Below are 15050 nucleotides of genomic sequence, written 5' to 3'. Positions count from 1 at the left end.
GTGATCCTACCGAGCCACCGGCTGCGGGATCCGCAGCAAAAAGCCGCGTCTCTATGTCGATATGGCCCGTGACGAGCACTTTCGGGTTGCCTCGGTGCACCTCGAACGGTAGGTTCCGAAGAGTCGAGGCGGGTACGGATTCCGTCGGCGGATCCGCGGCGATCGTCGAGGGGTCGGTCGTCACCCGCCGATCGTCACCGCCGGTCGTTCAAGGCGTCCAGCACCAGGCGCAGGACGGTGAGCGCGCCCTCCTTGTCGAGTGGATCGTTGCCGTTGCCGCATTTCGGTGACTGCACACACGATGGACACCCTGCAGGGCATTCGCACGCCTCGATCGCCGACGCCGTCGCGGACCACCACCGCGTGATGGCGCCGAAGCCACGGGCCGCGAATCCGGCGCCGCCGGGATAGCCGTCGTAGACGAAGATCGTCGGCAGGCCGTCCACCGGACCGACTGCGGTGGACACGCCACCGATGTCACCGCGGTCGCAACTGGCGATCAGCGGCAACAGGCCGATGGCGGCGTGTTCGGCCGCGTGCAGCGACCCGGGGGTCCGCAACGGATCGATTCCGCTGTCGGACAGGGCTTCTGGTGTGATGGTGCACATCACTGCCATGGTCTCCAGTGTGCGCGTGGGCATGTCGAGCTCGCAGAAGTCGATGACCTCGCCGTCGAGACGGCGGCGCAGGTAACCGGTGACGGTGTTGCTCACGCACACCGGCACCAGGCCGAGCGTCACCGGGCCGTGCGTCGAACGTTCGCCGGGTCCGGTGACCGTGATGTCGGTCAATTCCCGTGCGAAGGTGGTGTATCCGGGATCTTCGGCGTGTACGAACGCGATGCCGTCCTCGAAGTCCAGGGAATCCACCAGATAGCTCTCGCCCTGGTGCAGATAGACGGCACCCGGGTGCACCGAGGCGGCGGCCTGGCCGGCACCGGCGTTGCCCAGCATCCGGCCGGTGTCCGCCTCGAGGATCGCGATCTGACCACCGATCGATCCCCGGATGTCCACGGCGGGGTGGGGATCGAGGCCGGGCGTCGGGAAGTATCCGCTGGGCCGGCGGCGCAGCAGTCCGTCGTCGACGAGTGCGCGGGCCACGGCCTCGGCGTCCCACATCCGGACTTCTGCGTCAGTCAGCGGGAGTTCAGTGGCCGCGCACAGCAATTGAGGACCCAGCACGTAGGGATTGGCCGGGTCAATCACGACGCGTTCGATCGGCTTGTCCAGGAGAGCAGCGGGATGATGCACCAGATAGGTGTCGAGCGGGTCGTCGCGGGCGATGAGCACCACCAGAGCGCCCTGGCCGCGCCGGCCCGCCCGCCCGGCCTGCTGCCAGAACGACGCGACCGTGCCCGGAAAGCCCGCCAGCACAACAGCGTCCAGTCCGGCGATGTCGACACCGAGTTCGAGCGCATTGGTCGTCGCCATGCCACGCAATCGCCCGTCGGCCAGCGCGCGTTCCAATGTGCGGCGATCCTCGGCCAGGTATCCCGCCCGGTAGGAGGCCACCGCTGCGGCCAACTCCGGGTCGGTCTCCGCCAACCGCGTCCTGGCGCCCAGCGCCGTCAGCTCCGCGCCGCGTCGGGACCGCACGAACGTCAAAGTTCGTGCGCCCTCGGTGATCAGGTCGGCCATCACGCGTGACGCCTCGGCGCCCGCGGAGCGCCGCACCGGTGCGCCGTTCTCCCCGACGAGGTCGGTGAGCAGCGCCGGCTCCCACAGCGCCACCGTGCGGGCCCCCTGCGGTGAGCCGTCTTCGGTGACCTCGATCACCGTCTGGCCGATCAGTTCGGCCGCGGTGGTCGCGGGTTCGGCGGTGGTCGCACTGGCGAAGATCACGGTGGGCATCTGCCCGTCGGGGGAGTAGCGCGCGCACAGCCGCAGCAGCCGGCGCAGCACCATGGCGACATTCGAGCCGAAAATGCCGCGGTAGTAGTGGCATTCATCGACGACGACGAATTTCAGGTGGCGCAGGAAAACCGCCCACCGGGCGTGGTTGCGCAACATCGACAGGTGGATCATGTCGGGGTTGGAGAAGATCCATCGGGAGCGTTCCCGGGCGAACCGACGGACGTCGGCGGAGGTGTCGCCGTCATACGACGTCGGGGCGACGTCATCGAGCCCCGCCGCTGTGCTGAGCGAGGCGACGGCGCGCAACTGGTCGTGTCCGAGTGCTTTGGTCGGCGACAGGTACAGCGCCCGCGCCCGCGGATTGTGTGTCAGCGCCGTCAATATGGGGAGCTGGTAGGCGAGCGACTTGCCCGATGCAGTGCCCGTGCTGAGTACGACGTGCCGCCCCGCGTGGGCGTGCTCGGCGGCGGCGAGCTGATGTGACCACGGGGCGCCGATGCCGTGATCGGCGAACGCCTGCACCACATCTGAGGGTGCCCATGAGGGCCATGCGCGGGCGTGCGCGCGGCGGGCCGGTAAGTCGGCCACGTGGCGCAGCGGACGTTCCCCCGACCCGGTGCCGTCGACCGCGCAGGCGAGCAGCGCGCGGCCGAACCCCAGCGTCGGATCGGGCACCTCGGAGCCTTCCACACATCCCCTACGTCGTGTCGTACGTGAATTTCTGACTACATGATGCTGCGCAACCGCTTGTCGGACTGTCGCAGCAGCGTCAGACATGGTTGACTAACGGCGGTCGCAGCTCCTGTCTTCGTGTATACGCACTCGCAGGAACAACGTTGCGGTCGCGGTTCCTGCGAGGGTTGTAGGTCGGGTCGAGTTCCGAGCACTCCACGAAGGTATGGCGGTCGGAACGGGCCCGGTACACCGGAAGTCGGTGAATCGCCCCGGTAAGAAGAGAAGGAAATTACGAAAGATGCCACAGGGAACTGTGAAGTGGTTCAACGCGGAGAAGGGCTTCGGCTTCATCGCCCCCGAGGACGGCTCCGCTGACGTTTTTGTCCACTACACGGAGATCCAGGGTTCCGGCTTCCGCACCCTGGAAGAGAACCAGAAGGTCGAGTTCGAGGTCGGCCAGAGCCCCAAGGGCCCTCAGGCCACCGGCGTTCGCGCCGTCTGAGTCACCTTAAGACCTGGCACCCCCGCGTCACCGCTCGTCGGCGGCGCGGGGGTGTTTCGTTTTGGCGGAACACGAGAACCGCAGCGCCGCGTTCGCGTCCGCATCCGCTGTGAAGATGGCCCGCTGGCCTACTGTCATCTGTGTGAGCCAGCTGTCCTTCTTCTCGGCTGAGTCGGTGCCGCCGGCCGTCGCCGATCTGACGGGGATGCTGGCCGGGCCGGGGCAGGCTTTGCTGGTCTCTGCCGTCCAGGGTCAGGCAGCGCGGCTGTCGGTGGTGGTGGACCGGTCATGGCGTGCCGAGGGGCTGGCGGAGATGATCTCCGACGCGGGGCTCACGCCGGAGATCTCGCGCACTGACGAGAACACGCCGCTGGTGCGTACCGCGGTCGATCCCCGGTTGACCGTGATCGCGCGGGAATGGACGCGCGGCGCGGTGAAGACGGTCCCGCCGCAGTGGCTGCCCGGACCGCGGGAGTTGCGGGCCTGGACGCTGGCCGCGGGTAGCCCGGAGGCCGACGACCGCTATCTGCTCGGGTTGGACCCGCACGCGCCCGACACCCATTCCGTGCTCGCATCGGCGATGATGCGGGTCGGAATTGCACCCACGCTGATCGGCACCCGCGGCTCGCGGCCTGCGCTGCGTATCAGCGGCCGACGGCGGCTGTCGCGCCTGGTAGAGAACGTTGGGGAACCTCCGGAGGGCGCCGAGGCGTTGGCGTCGTGGCCGCGTGTCTAACGGCTGAGGGACGGGTGCTCGGCGGGGAGCCGGTTTGCGTCGGCACGCGCAGAGTGCGAAATTGTTCGTTGCCGGGGCGGGGTGGCGCAACGATGTGCGAGCCTGCCGACGGCACAGAGAATAAGTAGTAGGAGTCGAGACAGTGAACCGGATAGGTGGCTGACGGAGACCGCGACCGCGGTGGAAACGGCAGAGTGCGGCGGCTCGTCATAGTCGAGTCGCCTACCAAGGCGCGCAAAATCGCCGGCTATCTCGGGTCCAACTACATCGTCGAGTCGTCCCGCGGACACATCCGTGACCTGCCGCGCAACGCGGCCGACGTCCCGGCGAAGTACAAATCGGAGCCGTGGGCCCGTCTCGGGGTCAACGTCGAGGAGAACTTCGAGCCGCTCTACATCATCAGCCCGGAGAAGAAGAGCACCGTCGCCGAGCTGAAGGACCTGCTCAAGGGCGTCGACGAGCTCTATCTGGCGACGGACGGTGACCGCGAGGGCGAGGCGATCGCCTGGCACCTGCTCGAAACGCTCAAGCCGCGCGTCCCGGTCAAGCGCATGGTGTTCCACGAGATCACCGAGCCTGCGATCCGCGCTGCCGCCGAGGATCCACGCGATCTGGACAACGCGCTGGTCGACGCCCAGGAGACCCGCCGCATCCTCGACCGCCTGTACGGCTACGAAGTCAGCCCCGTGCTGTGGAAGAAGGTCGCGCCGAAGCTCTCCGCGGGCCGGGTGCAGTCGGTCGCGACGCGCATCATCGTGCAGCGGGAACGCGAGCGGATGGCGTTCCGCAGCGCCGGCTATTGGGATGTCACCGCCGAGCTCGACGCCAGCGTCTCCGACGCGCAGGCCACGCCACCGACGTTCACCGCCAAGCTGAACACGGTCGACGGGCGGCGTGTGGCGGCCGGGCGTGACTTCGATTCGCTGGGCGGGCTGAAGAAGCCCGACGAGGTGCTCGTCCTCGACGAGTCGGCGGCGAACGCGCTGGCCTCGGGCTTGCGTGGGGCGCAGCTGCAGGTGGCTTCGGTGGAGCAGAAGCCCTACACCCGCCGGCCGTACCCGCCGTTCATGACGTCGACGCTGCAGCAGGAGGCCGGGCGCAAGCTGCGGTTCTCCTCCGAGCGCACGATGAGCATCGCGCAGCGGCTGTACGAGAACGGCTACATCACCTATATGCGTACCGACTCGACCACGCTGTCGCAGTCGGCCATCAACGCGGCCCGCACTCAGGCCCAGCAGCTCTACGGCGAGGAGTACGTGCATCCGTCGCCGCGCCAGTACACCCGCAAGGTGAAGAACGCGCAGGAGGCGCACGAGGCGATCCGGCCCGCCGGTGACGTGTTCGCGACGCCGGGCCAGCTGCACTCCGCCCTGGACACCGACGAGTTCCGGCTCTACGAGCTGATCTGGCAGCGCACCGTGGCCTCGCAGATGGCCGACGCACGCGGCACCACGCTGAGCTTGCGCATCGCCGGGCAGGCTTCGTCAGGCGAGCAGGTCGTGTTCAACGCCAGCGGCCGCACGATCACGTTCGCCGGCTTCCTCAAGGCGTACGTGGAGAGCCTCGATGAGCAGGCCGGCGGTGAGGCCGACGACGCCGAGAGTCGACTGCCGAACCTGACGCAGGGCCAGCGCGTCGACGCCAAGGGTCTGACCGCCGACGGGCACACCACGAGCCCGCCGGCCCGCTACACCGAGGCCTCGCTGATCAAGGCGCTCGAAGATCTGGGCATCGGCCGGCCGTCGACCTACAGCTCGATCATCAAGACCATCCAGGACCGCGGCTACGTGCACAAGAAGGGCAGTGCGCTGGTGCCGTCCTGGGTGGCGTTCGCTGTCATCGGCTTGCTGGAGCAGCACTTCGCGCGTCTGGTCGATTACGACTTCACCGCGGCGATGGAAGACGAGCTCGACGAGATCGCCGCGGGTAACGAGCGAAGGACCAACTGGCTGTCCAACTTCTACTTCGGTGGCGAGCACGGGGTGGACGGCTCGATCGCCCGGGCCGGCGGTCTGAAAAAGCTGGTGGGCGGCAACCTCGAGGAAATCGACGCGCGAGTTGTCAACTCCATCAAGCTGTTCGACGATGCGGAGGGGCGCGCGATCAATGTCCGCGTCGGCCGCAACGGCCCGTACCTCGAGCGAATGGTGGCCGATCCGGACAATCCGGGCGAGGTCAAGCCGCAGCGCGCCAACATCAACGACGAGCTGACGCCGGACGAGTTGACTCTCGAGCTGGCCGAAAAACTCTTCGCCACACCGCAAGAGGGTCGATCGCTGGGCGTCGACCCCGAGACCGGGCACGAGATCCTGGCCAGGGACGGTCGGTACGGGCCGTACGTCACCGAGGTGCTGCCCGAACCGCCCGACGACGGCGAGGCTGGGGCGACGGCGAAGAAGGGCAAGAAGCCAACGGGTCCGAAGCCGCGCACCGGATCGCTGCTGCGGTCGATGGATCTGGAGACGGTGACGCTCGAAGACGCGTTGAAGCTGCTGTCGTTGCCGCGTGTGGTGGGCGTCGACCCGGCCAGCGGTGAGGAGATCACCGCGCAGAACGGGCGCTACGGCCCATACCTCAAGCGCGGCACGGACTCTCGCTCGTTGGCCACCGAGGAGCAGATGTTCGACATCACCCTCGACGAGGCGTTGAAGATCTACTCGGAGCCGAAACGCCGCGGCCGCCAGGGCGCGGCGACACCTCCGCTGCGTGAGCTGGGCAACGATGCGGCGTCGGGTAAACCGATGGTGATCAAGGACGGCCGCTTCGGCCCGTACGTCACCGACGGTGAAACCAACGCCAGCCTGCGCAAGGGCGACGACGTCATGTCGATCACCGACGAGCGCGCCTCGGAGCTGCTGGCTGACCGGCGCGCCCGCGGACCGGTGAAGAAGAAGGCTGCGGCGAAGAAGGCTCCGGCCAAGAAGACGGCCGCCAAGAAAGCGCCGGCGAAGAAGGCTGCCAAGAAGGCCTGAGTCAGCGCGAGGACTTCGACACGTCGCCGGTGACCTCGACCTCGGGCGGCGTGACCAGTCCCACGGGCCGGGCCAGCTGCGTCGGGGCGGTGCGGCCGCGCAGGTTCACCGTCTCCCCGACGTCCCAGCACAGCGCCTCGGAGTCCAGGGCCTCGCTGACCGCGATCGCCGAGGCGAGCACGTGGCCCTTCTCCAGCTTCGCCAGCTCGGTGAGGCGCGCCGCTTCGTTGACGGGGTCGCCGATCACGGTGTACTCGAAGCGTGCCTGGGCGCCGATGTGGCCGGCGATCGCCCGCCCGGCCGACACTCCGATGCCGAATTCGGTCTCGCCCAGCACCTCGATCAGCTCGTCGTGCAGCTCGCGGGAGGCGGCCAGAGCGGCTCCGGACGCGTCGGGATGTTCGATCGGTGCACCGAAGATGGCCAGCGCGGCGTCGCCCTGGAACTTGTTGACGAACCCGCCGTGCCGGTTGACGGTGTCGACGACGACGCGGAAGAAGTCGTTGAGCAGGTTCACCACCTCGGCTGCCGGCCTGGTGGCGGCGAGGTTCGTCGAGCCGACCAGGTCGACGAAGAGCACGGCCACGTCGCGCTCCTGGCCGCCCAGCTCGGTGCCGCGCTCGAGCGCGCGGCGGGCGACGTCCTCGCCGACGTAGCGGCCGAACAGGTCGCGCAGCCGCTGCCGTTCGGCCAGGTCGCGGACCATGTCGTTGAACCCGGCCTGCAGCAGGCCCAGCTCGCTGGCGTCGTAGATCTGCATGTGGGCGTTGTAGTTGCCGCGTTGTACCTCGCCCAGCGCCCAGCGCAGCTGCCGCAGCGGGTCGGCGATCGACATAGCCACCAGCACGGTGCTCGACAGCCCGATCACCAGGGCGACGATCGCCAGCAGCAGGATCGTGGTGATCACCCGGTCGGCCGGCGCGGTCAGGATCTCGAACTTGCTCGCGACGAGAGCGAGCAGGATGGCGACCAGCGGCACCCCGGTGGACAGCACCCATGTCAGCACCTGCCGCAGGATGACGCCGGGTGCGTGGAACTTCTCCGGGACTCCGCCGCGCAGGGCGGCCACTGCGACGGGGCGCAGCACGCGTTCGGACTGCAGGTAGCCGATGATCGCGGTGGCGGTCGCGCCGAGGCCGGTCGCGACGGCGACGACGGGGGCGGACTTGCTGGCCACCGGCCAGCTGGCCACGATGAACACCACCGACCCCAGCAGCCAGTTCGTCGCGCTGATCACCGAGCGGTAGAAGGGCATGCGCAGCGCCCGCATGCGGGCGACCTCGGTGTCGGCGGGGTCGCGGTCGCCGAGCAACATGTCGCGGCGCTGCCAGCGCATCACCGGGATCAGCATGCGCAGCGTCAGATACGACGCCACGGTGAACGACACGAACAGGTAGCCCAGGAAGATCGACAGGTTGTAGGTCGGCAGGTCCTGCAGCTGGATGCGGTCCTCCGGGGGGAGCCCGAACCGCAAGAAGCCGAGCACCAGCAGTGCGCCGATGATGTCGGCCTGCAGCATGCCGAGCGTGAACACCGGCCAGGGGGTGCGCGCGACCCAGCGGACGAATGCACGGATTCGCCCCACCTCGATCGCTTCGGCAGCCACCAGATCACCGTATCGGGCAATGCTGACGCGTACGGGGCCTCTGGGACGGACGTGTCGGTTCGCAGCACTACTGTTATCGGCGATGGCGGGTGTTTTTTCGCGTCTGGTGGGCCAGGACGCTGTGGAGGCGGAGCTGACCGCTGCGGCCTGGGCGGCACGTGGTGATTCCGCTCACAGCGGGGCTGCCGAGGTGGGCACGATGACCCATGCGTGGCTGATCACCGGTCCGCCGGGGTCGGGACGGTCGGTGGCGGCGCTGTGTTTCGCGGCTGCGCTGCAGTGCACCTCCGACGGTGTGCCCGGGTGCGGGGAGTGCCGGGCCTGCAGCACCACGATGGCGGGCACGCACGCCGACGTACGCAGGATCATCCCGGAGGGGTTGTCGATCGGGGTGGACGCGATGCGCACGATCGTGCAGATCGCGTCGCGCCGGCCGGGGACCGGCCGCTGGCAGATCGTGGTCATCGAGGACGCCGACCGGTTGACCGAGGGCGCGGCCAACGCGCTGCTCAAGGTGGTGGAGGAGCCGCCGCCGTCGACGGTGTTCCTGCTGTGTGCGCCGTCGGTGGACCCCGAGGACATCGCGATCACGCTGCGCTCGCGGTGCCGGCACATCGCGCTGGTCACCCCGGGGGTCGACGCGATCGCCAAGGTGCTGGTGGAGCGGGACGGGCTGCCGGAGGCCGACGCGGCGTGGGCGGCGTCGGTGAGCGGCGGCCACGTCGGCCGGGCCCGCAGGCTGGCCACCGATGAGCAGGCCCGCGAGCGGCGCAAGCGGGCGCTGGGTCTGGCGCGGGAGGCGGCGACGCCGTCGCGGGCGTACGCCGCGGCCGAGGAGTTGGTGCTGACGGCCGACGCGGAGGCGAAGGCGCTGACCGGGGACCGTAACGAGGCCGAGGCCGAGGAGTTGCGTACGGCACTGGGTGCCGGCGGCACCGGGAAGGGCACCGCCGGCACGATGCGCGGGGCGGCGGGCGCCCTCAAGGACCTGGAGAAACGGCAGAAGTCCCGCCAGACCCGTGCCTCCCGCGATGCGTTGGACCGGGCGCTGATCGACCTCGCCACCTACTTCCGGGATGCGCTGCTGATCGCGTCGAGCGCTGAAGACATCGCGCCCAACCATCCGGACATGGCGGACAAGGTGGCTGCGATGGCCGCGCATGCCTCACCGGCCGCGCTGTTGCGCTGCATCGAGGCGGTGCTCGACTGCCGCGAGGCACTGGCGATCAACGTCAAGCCGAAGTTCGCCGTCGACGCGATGGTCGCCACCGTGGGCCAGGCCCTGCGCGGCTGACCGTTTTGGGCGCACGCGACGCCCTGCCGTAGACTCGTCCCGCCCGACCAGGCCGCCTTAGCTCAGTCGGTAGAGCGATTCACTCGTAATGAATAGGTCGGGGGTTCGATTCCCCCAGGCGGCTCAGGATTAGGTTCTTCGTCCACTGAGGCGAAGAACTCGCGAACGCTGACATTCAGCGCTCTAGCAATGCGCTCCAGCTCGTCGACTCGAAATGAGTCCTGCTCACGCTGGGGCTTGAACCGACGGCTCATCGTTGACTTCGTGATGCCGGTCAACTTTGCCAGGGCGGCTTGATCCAGATTGGCTCGCGCGGTTGCGGCTCGCACTTCGGCAGCGACTCGAGCCCAAGAGCTGGCCGGCGAAACCGGAAACTCGATCACGTTCGTCATGCGCTGATCATAACCCGCTAGACGGGCAAATCAACCGCTCAACGGGCGAAGATCCCGCTTAGTGCATCACATCGCCTCAATGAAACTAAATCCCACACATGGGCGCGTCGCGCTTGACCTGATCCCATGTGTGGGACACGATCCCTTGCATGAGTTCTCAGCTCACGGAGGGGCTTCTCGAAGAGATTCGGGTTGAGGCAGCCCGGCGACGCATCACCCAAGCCGCGATCGCCCAACACCTCAAGATCTCGACATCGGCTATGTCCCGTCGCATGCTCGGCGAGTCCGAGTTCACTGTCCGCGAGCTCGAGCTGGTGGCCGATTTGTTCGGGATCACCGCAACTGACCTTCTCTGCCGGCGAGCTAGCGCGTGAGCGGCACCGCAGTGTTGCTCCTGACACTTCTCCTACTCGCGATGGTTGTCGGGCCGGCCTGGCGTGCAGCGCACTCAGCGCGATGGTGGCGCGATGCTCTGCCCAACGTGAGGCGTTTCCGGTGAGTTCGGGCGGTGCTATCCGCGGGCTGCTCTGGATGCTGAGACTGCTGCTTTCGCCTTTACGTCGCCGGCCAACGACGGACGGTCCGAGATCACGGGTGTACGCCGACGCACTGGCCCGGGCGGACGAGGCGCTCTCCGCTCCCGGTAATGAGTCTGCTGCCCCGCCGCCGCTGGTCGAGGCCCCCACGCCTCGAGGGGCCTCGGCCAGCCCGCGTGTGACCGATCGTCTCGGCCCGGCGGAACGCGATGCCGTGTGGGAATGCTTAGAGCTTGCCCCAATTCCGGGCCACTGGCGAGCGCTTTACCGCTGGCAATCCACACCGATCAGCCCTGACGCAGGTTGGTGGGAAGTCTGCCGGCACGATGTGTGGACACTCGCCAGTGCCGGCGATCGTGACGTCACTGCAGAGACGATCAGCTCGGGTACGCAGCCCGATTTCGTTGTCGAGTTCCGCGAACTCGCGAATCACCCTGACCGAGTTGGGCTTATGGGGTGGCACCAGGTTCACGAGACTTACAGTGGCGATTCACCTGCGGCCACCGCTGCCGCCGCGGGTGACAGCCCGGCCGGGATGAGCGACGCGGTAACCCCCGCTGCAGCGCCCCCGGCCGGGCGCTACTACTTCAGTTACTACCCCGACGAGATCTCGCTGATGGTCGCCGATGCCGCAGCGCCATTCGTCGATCCCGCGATCGCCGCGATGATCGGCGCACGCGCAGCCCAGGCGCTGCTCGACGCCACAGTGCGGCCGCGATGACCGTGACAACCGCGGGGCAGTGGCTGCCCGCCATCGACCCCTCAGCACGGTTTTCTGACGACGACCGCGAGGCGTGGTCAGACCTGCTGTACCTGCGGGACCTGGCCGACGCCGTCCTCGAGGCAATCGACCGGAACTTCCGAGCGATCGCTGACCGCATCCTGGTGCGCCCCGACGCGAGCATTCGCGCGCTGGCGCAGCTGCACGGCATCCACCCCTGCGCGCTGACCGGTGATGCCAATACACAAGCCCCCCCCGCTCGAAATTGCGGGGCGTGAGGAAGAAAGGCGGGCCGTCACGCCAGACGACCCGCCGCGACAACGGAACAGCTGAAAGGAATCCCGATGTCACTCAGCACGGTAACCCAGGCCCGCTACGAGATCCGGGAAGGACTCACCGGCCCCGACCAATGTCCGTTCCTCGAGGCGGTGGTCGACGGCCAGGGCGTCGCGATCGTCATTCGGCTGTCGCAGGCCGAGGAACCGCGCTGGTTGCTGTCGGTCTACACCGAGGTCGCTGCCGCGGTCCGGGCACCGCATCCGGTCGGCGCACGCATCGTTGACGAGAGCCAGGCGCGCCAGTGGCTCGAGCTGATCGCCGCTCTGTACGCGGCCGCCACGGATGGCGAGGTCGACGTGATGCTCGATGATCCCGTTGAAGCAATCCGCGAGTGCGCGAATGACTTTCCGCGCGAGGTAGGCAATTCATCGCGGCTCGCGGAGCTGCTCGACACCGAGGTGGGGCGGTGAGGCCCCGCCAGCTGCGCCGCCGCCTCATCCTCGCGGGATTCGGCGGGATGCTCGTCGCGGCGGCCTCGACGCTCGGCGCGGTGCACCTGGCCGGACCCGTCGATCGCGACACCGCGGTCGTTGTCCAGGTGACCCGATGACCGGCCCCGAGATCATGGCCGCGCTGACACGCATGCGAGTGCGCCACGGTCTCACGCAGCGCGAAGTCGCGGAAGCCGCAGAAGTGACGCAGGCGCATGTGTCGCAAATCGAGAACGGTCACCAGACCCCGAGACTTGAGACGCTGCTGCGGTACGCCGACGCCGTCGGCGCCGAGATCGCCGTCGCGCGCCGGCACGGCGTGATGCCGCCGGCTCTCCCGCGGAGGCTCCACGGCGTCAGTAGGCGATTCGCGCAGGGGATGCGGCGATGACCGCCCGGGCGGCTCTGCGGCGGCTCGCAGCGGTGCTGATGGTCGCGGCCTACATCGCCGTGTGGTTCAGCGACACCGCCTGCGGCCTGCTGGCCGCCGCCGCGGGAGCATGCATGGTCGTCGCCGGGCTGCTGCGCCACCTCGACGACGACTGCGGCTACTCCGACACCGTTTACGGCCCTGCCGCGATGTACGGCCCCGTCGCGCCCGCACCCGAGGTCATCACAGGCGACGCCGACATCGACGCGCTACTCGACGACCCCGAGCAGTGGTACCAGAACCGCGAGGCGGCGATGTGGCCCCCCGAAGCAGGAGCACCGGAATGAGACGACCCATCCGCGTTACCCAGCGCGAGAACGCCGATGGCGATTTCTGGTACACAGTGCGCGCTGGCAACGGCGAGAACACCACTACCTCGAAGATGTACCCCGAGAGGTGGCGGGCCACCCGCGCCGCCCGAGCGTTCATCGCCGCGATCGCGCCGGCCCCGATCGTGTTCGAGTACTGGTCCGGCCCGACAGTGGCCTCCGTGCGCGCCGGCATCGACCGTGGCGCGGTCCGCTTCCACCGTGAGCGCATCCGATGAGCACCGAAGCCGACGTCTATATCGCCGCGCTACAGCCAGCCGAGATCTTCGCCGACACCGCCTATCAGCGGGTCCTCGACGTGCCGCGGGCCCGCAAGATGGCCGGCACATGGGACCGACGCCTCGCCGGCATCCTCGAGGTCTCCGACCGTGGTGAAGATGCCAACCCGCGCTATGCCGTGCTCGACGGTCAACACCGTTGGGCGGCAGCACGATTCCTCCAGACCCCCCCCAGTCTGGTGGCCAACGTGCATAGCGGCCTCTCTCTGGCCGACGAGGCCGCGCTGTTCGATCGCCTCAATCGGCAACGCAAGCAGATCACCACCTGGGACCATTGGAAAGCGCGCAGAGCTGCCGACGACCCGATGGTCGTGGCGATCGAGCGCACCGCCGCCACAGTCGGCCTGCGGATCACCGAACTCACCGGCACCGACGGGGCGGTGTGGTGCATCGGCACGCTCGAAAAGATCGCGGCATGCGCCGGCGGCCTCGAGTTGCTCGCATCGACGCTGACGGTGCTGACCTCAGCGTGGGGCCATCAACGCGCAGCATTCGAGGCCCCACTGGTCGCAGGTATGGCCATGACGCTCTACACGTTCGACGAGCGCCTGGACGCTGACCGCCTGACCGATGCGCTGAGCGACATGCCGCCGAAGCGAATCCGCGTCAACGCGTCCACCATGCGCGACTCCGGCATGTCCGGATCGCTCGGCAAGCTCTCGGCCGTCGCGATCCTCAACCAGTACAACCAGAAGTCGGGGAGGCGGCTCGCGTGGCCCACCAATTGGAAAGGCGTGCTGCCGAAACCGAAACAGGACGGCGGCGCCCCGCAATCTCCACGGACGGCCGCGGCCACATCCTCAACCGCCGACTCCTCCGCACCGGCCGCGCGTGCCGCTACCCCCGCACCGACGACAGCGGCGCGCGAGCTACCGCAGATCGGCAACCCGGGTAACCACCCGCCGCTAGCGGTGCCCAACGGTCTACCGCCCGAGCACCCGGAGACCGACAGCCACGCTGACGCCGTCATGGCGATGGCAGACCGCACCGACGCCGACATCGCCCAGGCGCTCAACATCCCCGAACGCTCAGTCCGCCGCATCCGCGCAGACCTTGGTCTAGAGCCCGTCTCATGATCCATGATCCGGTGCGCCCGCCGATCCCCGCGACGTGCGAGTCACGCCCGACGGTTGCAGGCGTCGTAATCCCCTGGGCGAACGTGCATCTGGCGGACGGCGGTGTCGACTTCCGCTCGCAGCATGAGAGCAAGGTGCAACGGTGCTGGGTCGAGGGCCGCTGCCAGGTGTGCGGCAAGCGCATCGCCGAGCCGCCGATCGTGTTGCTCGGCGGTCCCCGTCAGGTGGCGAGGCTGCAGTTCGACGAGCCGCCGATGCACCCCGAGTGCGCGGCCTACGTTTCTCGCGCCTGCCCGATGGTGGCCGGTCGCCTCGAGCGCTACGCCGACCGCGACACCGTCACCGAAGGCCGCCGCGGCGAGATTTGCAGCGTCCCGGGCTGTAACTGCGGCGGGTGGGTGCCCACACCGGGCCTGACTCCCGGCCCGGGCGGCGACCCGGCACACGACTGGTTCGCGGTTTACGTGTCGAGCTACTCGCTCGGCGTCACCGAGGACCGCCGCGATCGCGTCCACTCCGGCATCGTCGAGCGCGCACAAGTCCTCGCAATCCGCCACATCTCCGCGCCGGGCGCCGGCCGGATGTGGGAACGCACCACGCTTGACGAGGCGGCCGCCAATGCCTAGCACGACGGCACCCCGGACACTGGAGATTCGCGCACGCATCCTCGACGTCCTGCGCGAGGCCCACCCCCACACCGTCACCACGCGAGCAGTCCAGACGGCTCTCAGCGGCACCGTGCGCGCCTACCCAGGCGTGGTCTACCCGCAGCTGCTCGCCCTGAGCCTGCTGGGCCGGGTGGAGCGCGTTCCGCACCTCACCAACAATCGCGGCGCCCACTGGCGCTACGTCATCGATGAGGGCGAACCCGAGTGAGGGG

General features: G+C 68.5%; 17 protein-coding genes, 1 tRNA gene and 1 pseudogene. 16 read left to right on the top strand and 3 right to left on the bottom strand.

The annotated features are described in order from the left end of the window. Positions 1-194 precede the first annotated feature (194 nt). Positions 195-2543 (bottom strand): DNA 3'-5' helicase SftH, encoded by a 2349-nt coding sequence (locus ACZ50N_RS24040; protein WP_464473962.1) that lies wholly within the window; start codon positions 2541-2543, stop codon positions 195-197. A 283-nt stretch (positions 2544-2826) separates the two neighbouring features. Here ACZ50N_RS24040 and ACZ50N_RS24035 point away from each other — a divergent pair, with 283 nt between their 5' ends. The 3 genes from ACZ50N_RS24035 (at position 2827) to topA (ending at position 6738) form a co-directional block, all read left to right on the top strand. Then, positions 2827-3030, top strand: coding sequence for a cold-shock protein (locus tag ACZ50N_RS24035; protein WP_006243848.1), 204 nt, complete (start codon positions 2827-2829; stop codon positions 3028-3030). A 142-nt stretch (positions 3031-3172) separates the two neighbouring features. Then, positions 3173-3766 carry a hypothetical protein gene (locus tag ACZ50N_RS24030; protein ID WP_046364511.1) on the top strand — a complete coding sequence of 198 codons (594 nt, stop codon included), beginning with the start codon at positions 3173-3175 and terminating at the stop codon, positions 3764-3766. Positions 3767-3921: 155 nt separating this feature from the next. Continuing rightward, positions 3922-6738: a type I DNA topoisomerase gene (gene topA / locus ACZ50N_RS24025; RefSeq protein WP_046364506.1), complete on the top strand. Its 2817-nt coding sequence runs from the start codon at positions 3922-3924 to the stop codon at positions 6736-6738. Position 6739: 1 nt separating this feature from the next. Here topA and ACZ50N_RS24020 read toward each other — a convergent pair whose 3' ends face one another. Next, positions 6740-8344 carry an adenylate/guanylate cyclase domain-containing protein gene (locus ACZ50N_RS24020; RefSeq protein WP_046364505.1) on the bottom strand — a complete coding sequence of 535 codons (1605 nt, stop codon included), beginning with the start codon at positions 8342-8344 and terminating at the stop codon, positions 6740-6742. 82 nt (positions 8345-8426) lie between these two features. Here ACZ50N_RS24020 and ACZ50N_RS24015 point away from each other — a divergent pair, with 82 nt between their 5' ends. Continuing rightward, positions 8427-9638, top strand: a complete 1212-nt coding sequence (locus tag ACZ50N_RS24015; RefSeq protein WP_464473961.1) for a DNA polymerase III subunit delta' — start codon at positions 8427-8429, stop codon at positions 9636-9638. A gap of 51 nt (positions 9639-9689) precedes the next feature. Continuing rightward, positions 9690-9762: transfer RNA gene (locus ACZ50N_RS24010), tRNA-Thr, on the top strand. A 34-nt stretch (positions 9763-9796) separates the two neighbouring features. Here ACZ50N_RS24010 and ACZ50N_RS24005 read toward each other — a convergent pair. Further along, a pseudogene (locus tag ACZ50N_RS24005) lies at positions 9797-10030 on the bottom strand (helix-turn-helix domain-containing protein); the annotation flags it as partial. Between the two features lie 149 nt (positions 10031-10179). Here ACZ50N_RS24005 and ACZ50N_RS24000 point away from each other — a divergent pair. From ACZ50N_RS24000 to ACZ50N_RS23950, 11 genes are all read left to right on the top strand, one after another. Further along, a complete protein-coding gene (locus ACZ50N_RS24000) occupies positions 10180-10404 on the top strand; it encodes a helix-turn-helix domain-containing protein (protein ID WP_464473960.1) in 225 nt (74 codons plus the stop codon). 697 nt (positions 10405-11101) lie between these two features. Further along, the gene (locus tag ACZ50N_RS23995) at positions 11102-11287 is read left to right on the top strand and encodes a hypothetical protein (RefSeq protein WP_464473959.1); all 186 of its coding nucleotides are present in this window, start codon (positions 11102-11104) and stop codon (positions 11285-11287) included. Next, positions 11284-11565 carry a hypothetical protein gene (locus ACZ50N_RS23990; protein ID WP_464473958.1) on the top strand — a complete coding sequence of 94 codons (282 nt, stop codon included), beginning with the start codon at positions 11284-11286 and terminating at the stop codon, positions 11563-11565. The genes ACZ50N_RS23995 and ACZ50N_RS23990 overlap by 4 nt, the downstream gene beginning before the upstream one ends. Positions 11566-11631: 66 nt before the next feature. Then, positions 11632-12036, top strand: coding sequence for a hypothetical protein (locus ACZ50N_RS23985; RefSeq protein WP_464473957.1), 405 nt, complete (start codon positions 11632-11634; stop codon positions 12034-12036). Next, positions 12033-12176 carry a hypothetical protein gene (locus ACZ50N_RS23980; protein WP_464473956.1) on the top strand — a complete coding sequence of 48 codons (144 nt, stop codon included), beginning with the start codon at positions 12033-12035 and terminating at the stop codon, positions 12174-12176. Before ACZ50N_RS23985 ends, ACZ50N_RS23980 begins: the two co-directional genes overlap by 4 nt. Beyond that, positions 12173-12448, top strand: a complete 276-nt coding sequence (locus ACZ50N_RS23975; RefSeq protein ID WP_464473955.1) for a type II toxin-antitoxin system RelB family anti-toxin — start codon at positions 12173-12175, stop codon at positions 12446-12448. Before ACZ50N_RS23980 ends, ACZ50N_RS23975 begins: the two co-directional genes overlap by 4 nt. Then, complete coding sequence (locus ACZ50N_RS23970) at positions 12445-12774, top strand: hypothetical protein (RefSeq protein ID WP_464473954.1); 330 nt, start codon at positions 12445-12447, stop codon at positions 12772-12774. Before ACZ50N_RS23975 ends, ACZ50N_RS23970 begins: the two co-directional genes overlap by 4 nt. After that, complete coding sequence (locus ACZ50N_RS23965; RefSeq protein ID WP_464473953.1) at positions 12771-13034, top strand: hypothetical protein; 264 nt, start codon at positions 12771-12773, stop codon at positions 13032-13034. Before ACZ50N_RS23970 ends, ACZ50N_RS23965 begins: the two co-directional genes overlap by 4 nt. Then, on the top strand, positions 13031-14170 hold the full coding sequence (locus tag ACZ50N_RS23960; RefSeq protein ID WP_464473952.1) for a DUF6551 family protein: 1140 nt from the start codon (positions 13031-13033) through the stop codon (positions 14168-14170). Before ACZ50N_RS23965 ends, ACZ50N_RS23960 begins: the two co-directional genes overlap by 4 nt. Further along, positions 14167-14796, top strand: coding sequence for a hypothetical protein (locus ACZ50N_RS23955; protein ID WP_464473951.1), 630 nt, complete (start codon positions 14167-14169; stop codon positions 14794-14796). The genes ACZ50N_RS23960 and ACZ50N_RS23955 overlap by 4 nt, the downstream gene beginning before the upstream one ends. Next, on the top strand, positions 14789-15046 hold the full coding sequence (locus ACZ50N_RS23950) for a hypothetical protein (RefSeq protein ID WP_464473950.1): 258 nt from the start codon (positions 14789-14791) through the stop codon (positions 15044-15046). Before ACZ50N_RS23955 ends, ACZ50N_RS23950 begins: the two co-directional genes overlap by 8 nt. The last annotated feature ends 4 nt before the right edge of the window (positions 15047-15050 follow it).

The organism is Mycolicibacterium obuense, assembly GCF_055397605.1.
The sequence above is the reverse complement of the archived record's forward strand: the minus strand, read 5'-3'. Positions and strand labels throughout refer to the sequence as shown.

Bases quoted from the DNA above. Each gene is read 5' to 3' on its own strand.
- ACZ50N_RS24035 (WP_006243848.1), top strand. From the start codon at position 2,827: ATGCCACAGGGAACTGTGAAGTGGTTCAACGCGGAGAAGGGCTTCGGC.
- ACZ50N_RS24015 (WP_464473961.1), top strand. From the start codon at position 8,427: ATGGCGGGTGTTTTTTCGCGTCTGGTGGGCCAGGACGCTGTGGAGGCG.
- ACZ50N_RS24000 (WP_464473960.1), top strand. From the start codon at position 10,180: ATGAGTTCTCAGCTCACGGAGGGGCTTCTCGAAGAGATTCGGGTTGAG.
- ACZ50N_RS23995 (WP_464473959.1), top strand. From the start codon at position 11,102: ATGAGCGACGCGGTAACCCCCGCTGCAGCGCCCCCGGCCGGGCGCTAC.
- ACZ50N_RS23990 (WP_464473958.1), top strand. From the start codon at position 11,284: ATGACCGTGACAACCGCGGGGCAGTGGCTGCCCGCCATCGACCCCTCA.
- ACZ50N_RS23985 (WP_464473957.1), top strand. From the start codon at position 11,632: ATGTCACTCAGCACGGTAACCCAGGCCCGCTACGAGATCCGGGAAGGA.
- ACZ50N_RS23975 (WP_464473955.1), top strand. From the start codon at position 12,173: ATGACCGGCCCCGAGATCATGGCCGCGCTGACACGCATGCGAGTGCGC.
- ACZ50N_RS23970 (WP_464473954.1), top strand. From the start codon at position 12,445: ATGACCGCCCGGGCGGCTCTGCGGCGGCTCGCAGCGGTGCTGATGGTC.
- ACZ50N_RS23965 (WP_464473953.1), top strand. From the start codon at position 12,771: ATGAGACGACCCATCCGCGTTACCCAGCGCGAGAACGCCGATGGCGAT.
- ACZ50N_RS23960 (WP_464473952.1), top strand. From the start codon at position 13,031: ATGAGCACCGAAGCCGACGTCTATATCGCCGCGCTACAGCCAGCCGAG.
- ACZ50N_RS23955 (WP_464473951.1), top strand. From the start codon at position 14,167: ATGATCCATGATCCGGTGCGCCCGCCGATCCCCGCGACGTGCGAGTCA.
- ACZ50N_RS23950 (WP_464473950.1), top strand. From the start codon at position 14,789: ATGCCTAGCACGACGGCACCCCGGACACTGGAGATTCGCGCACGCATC.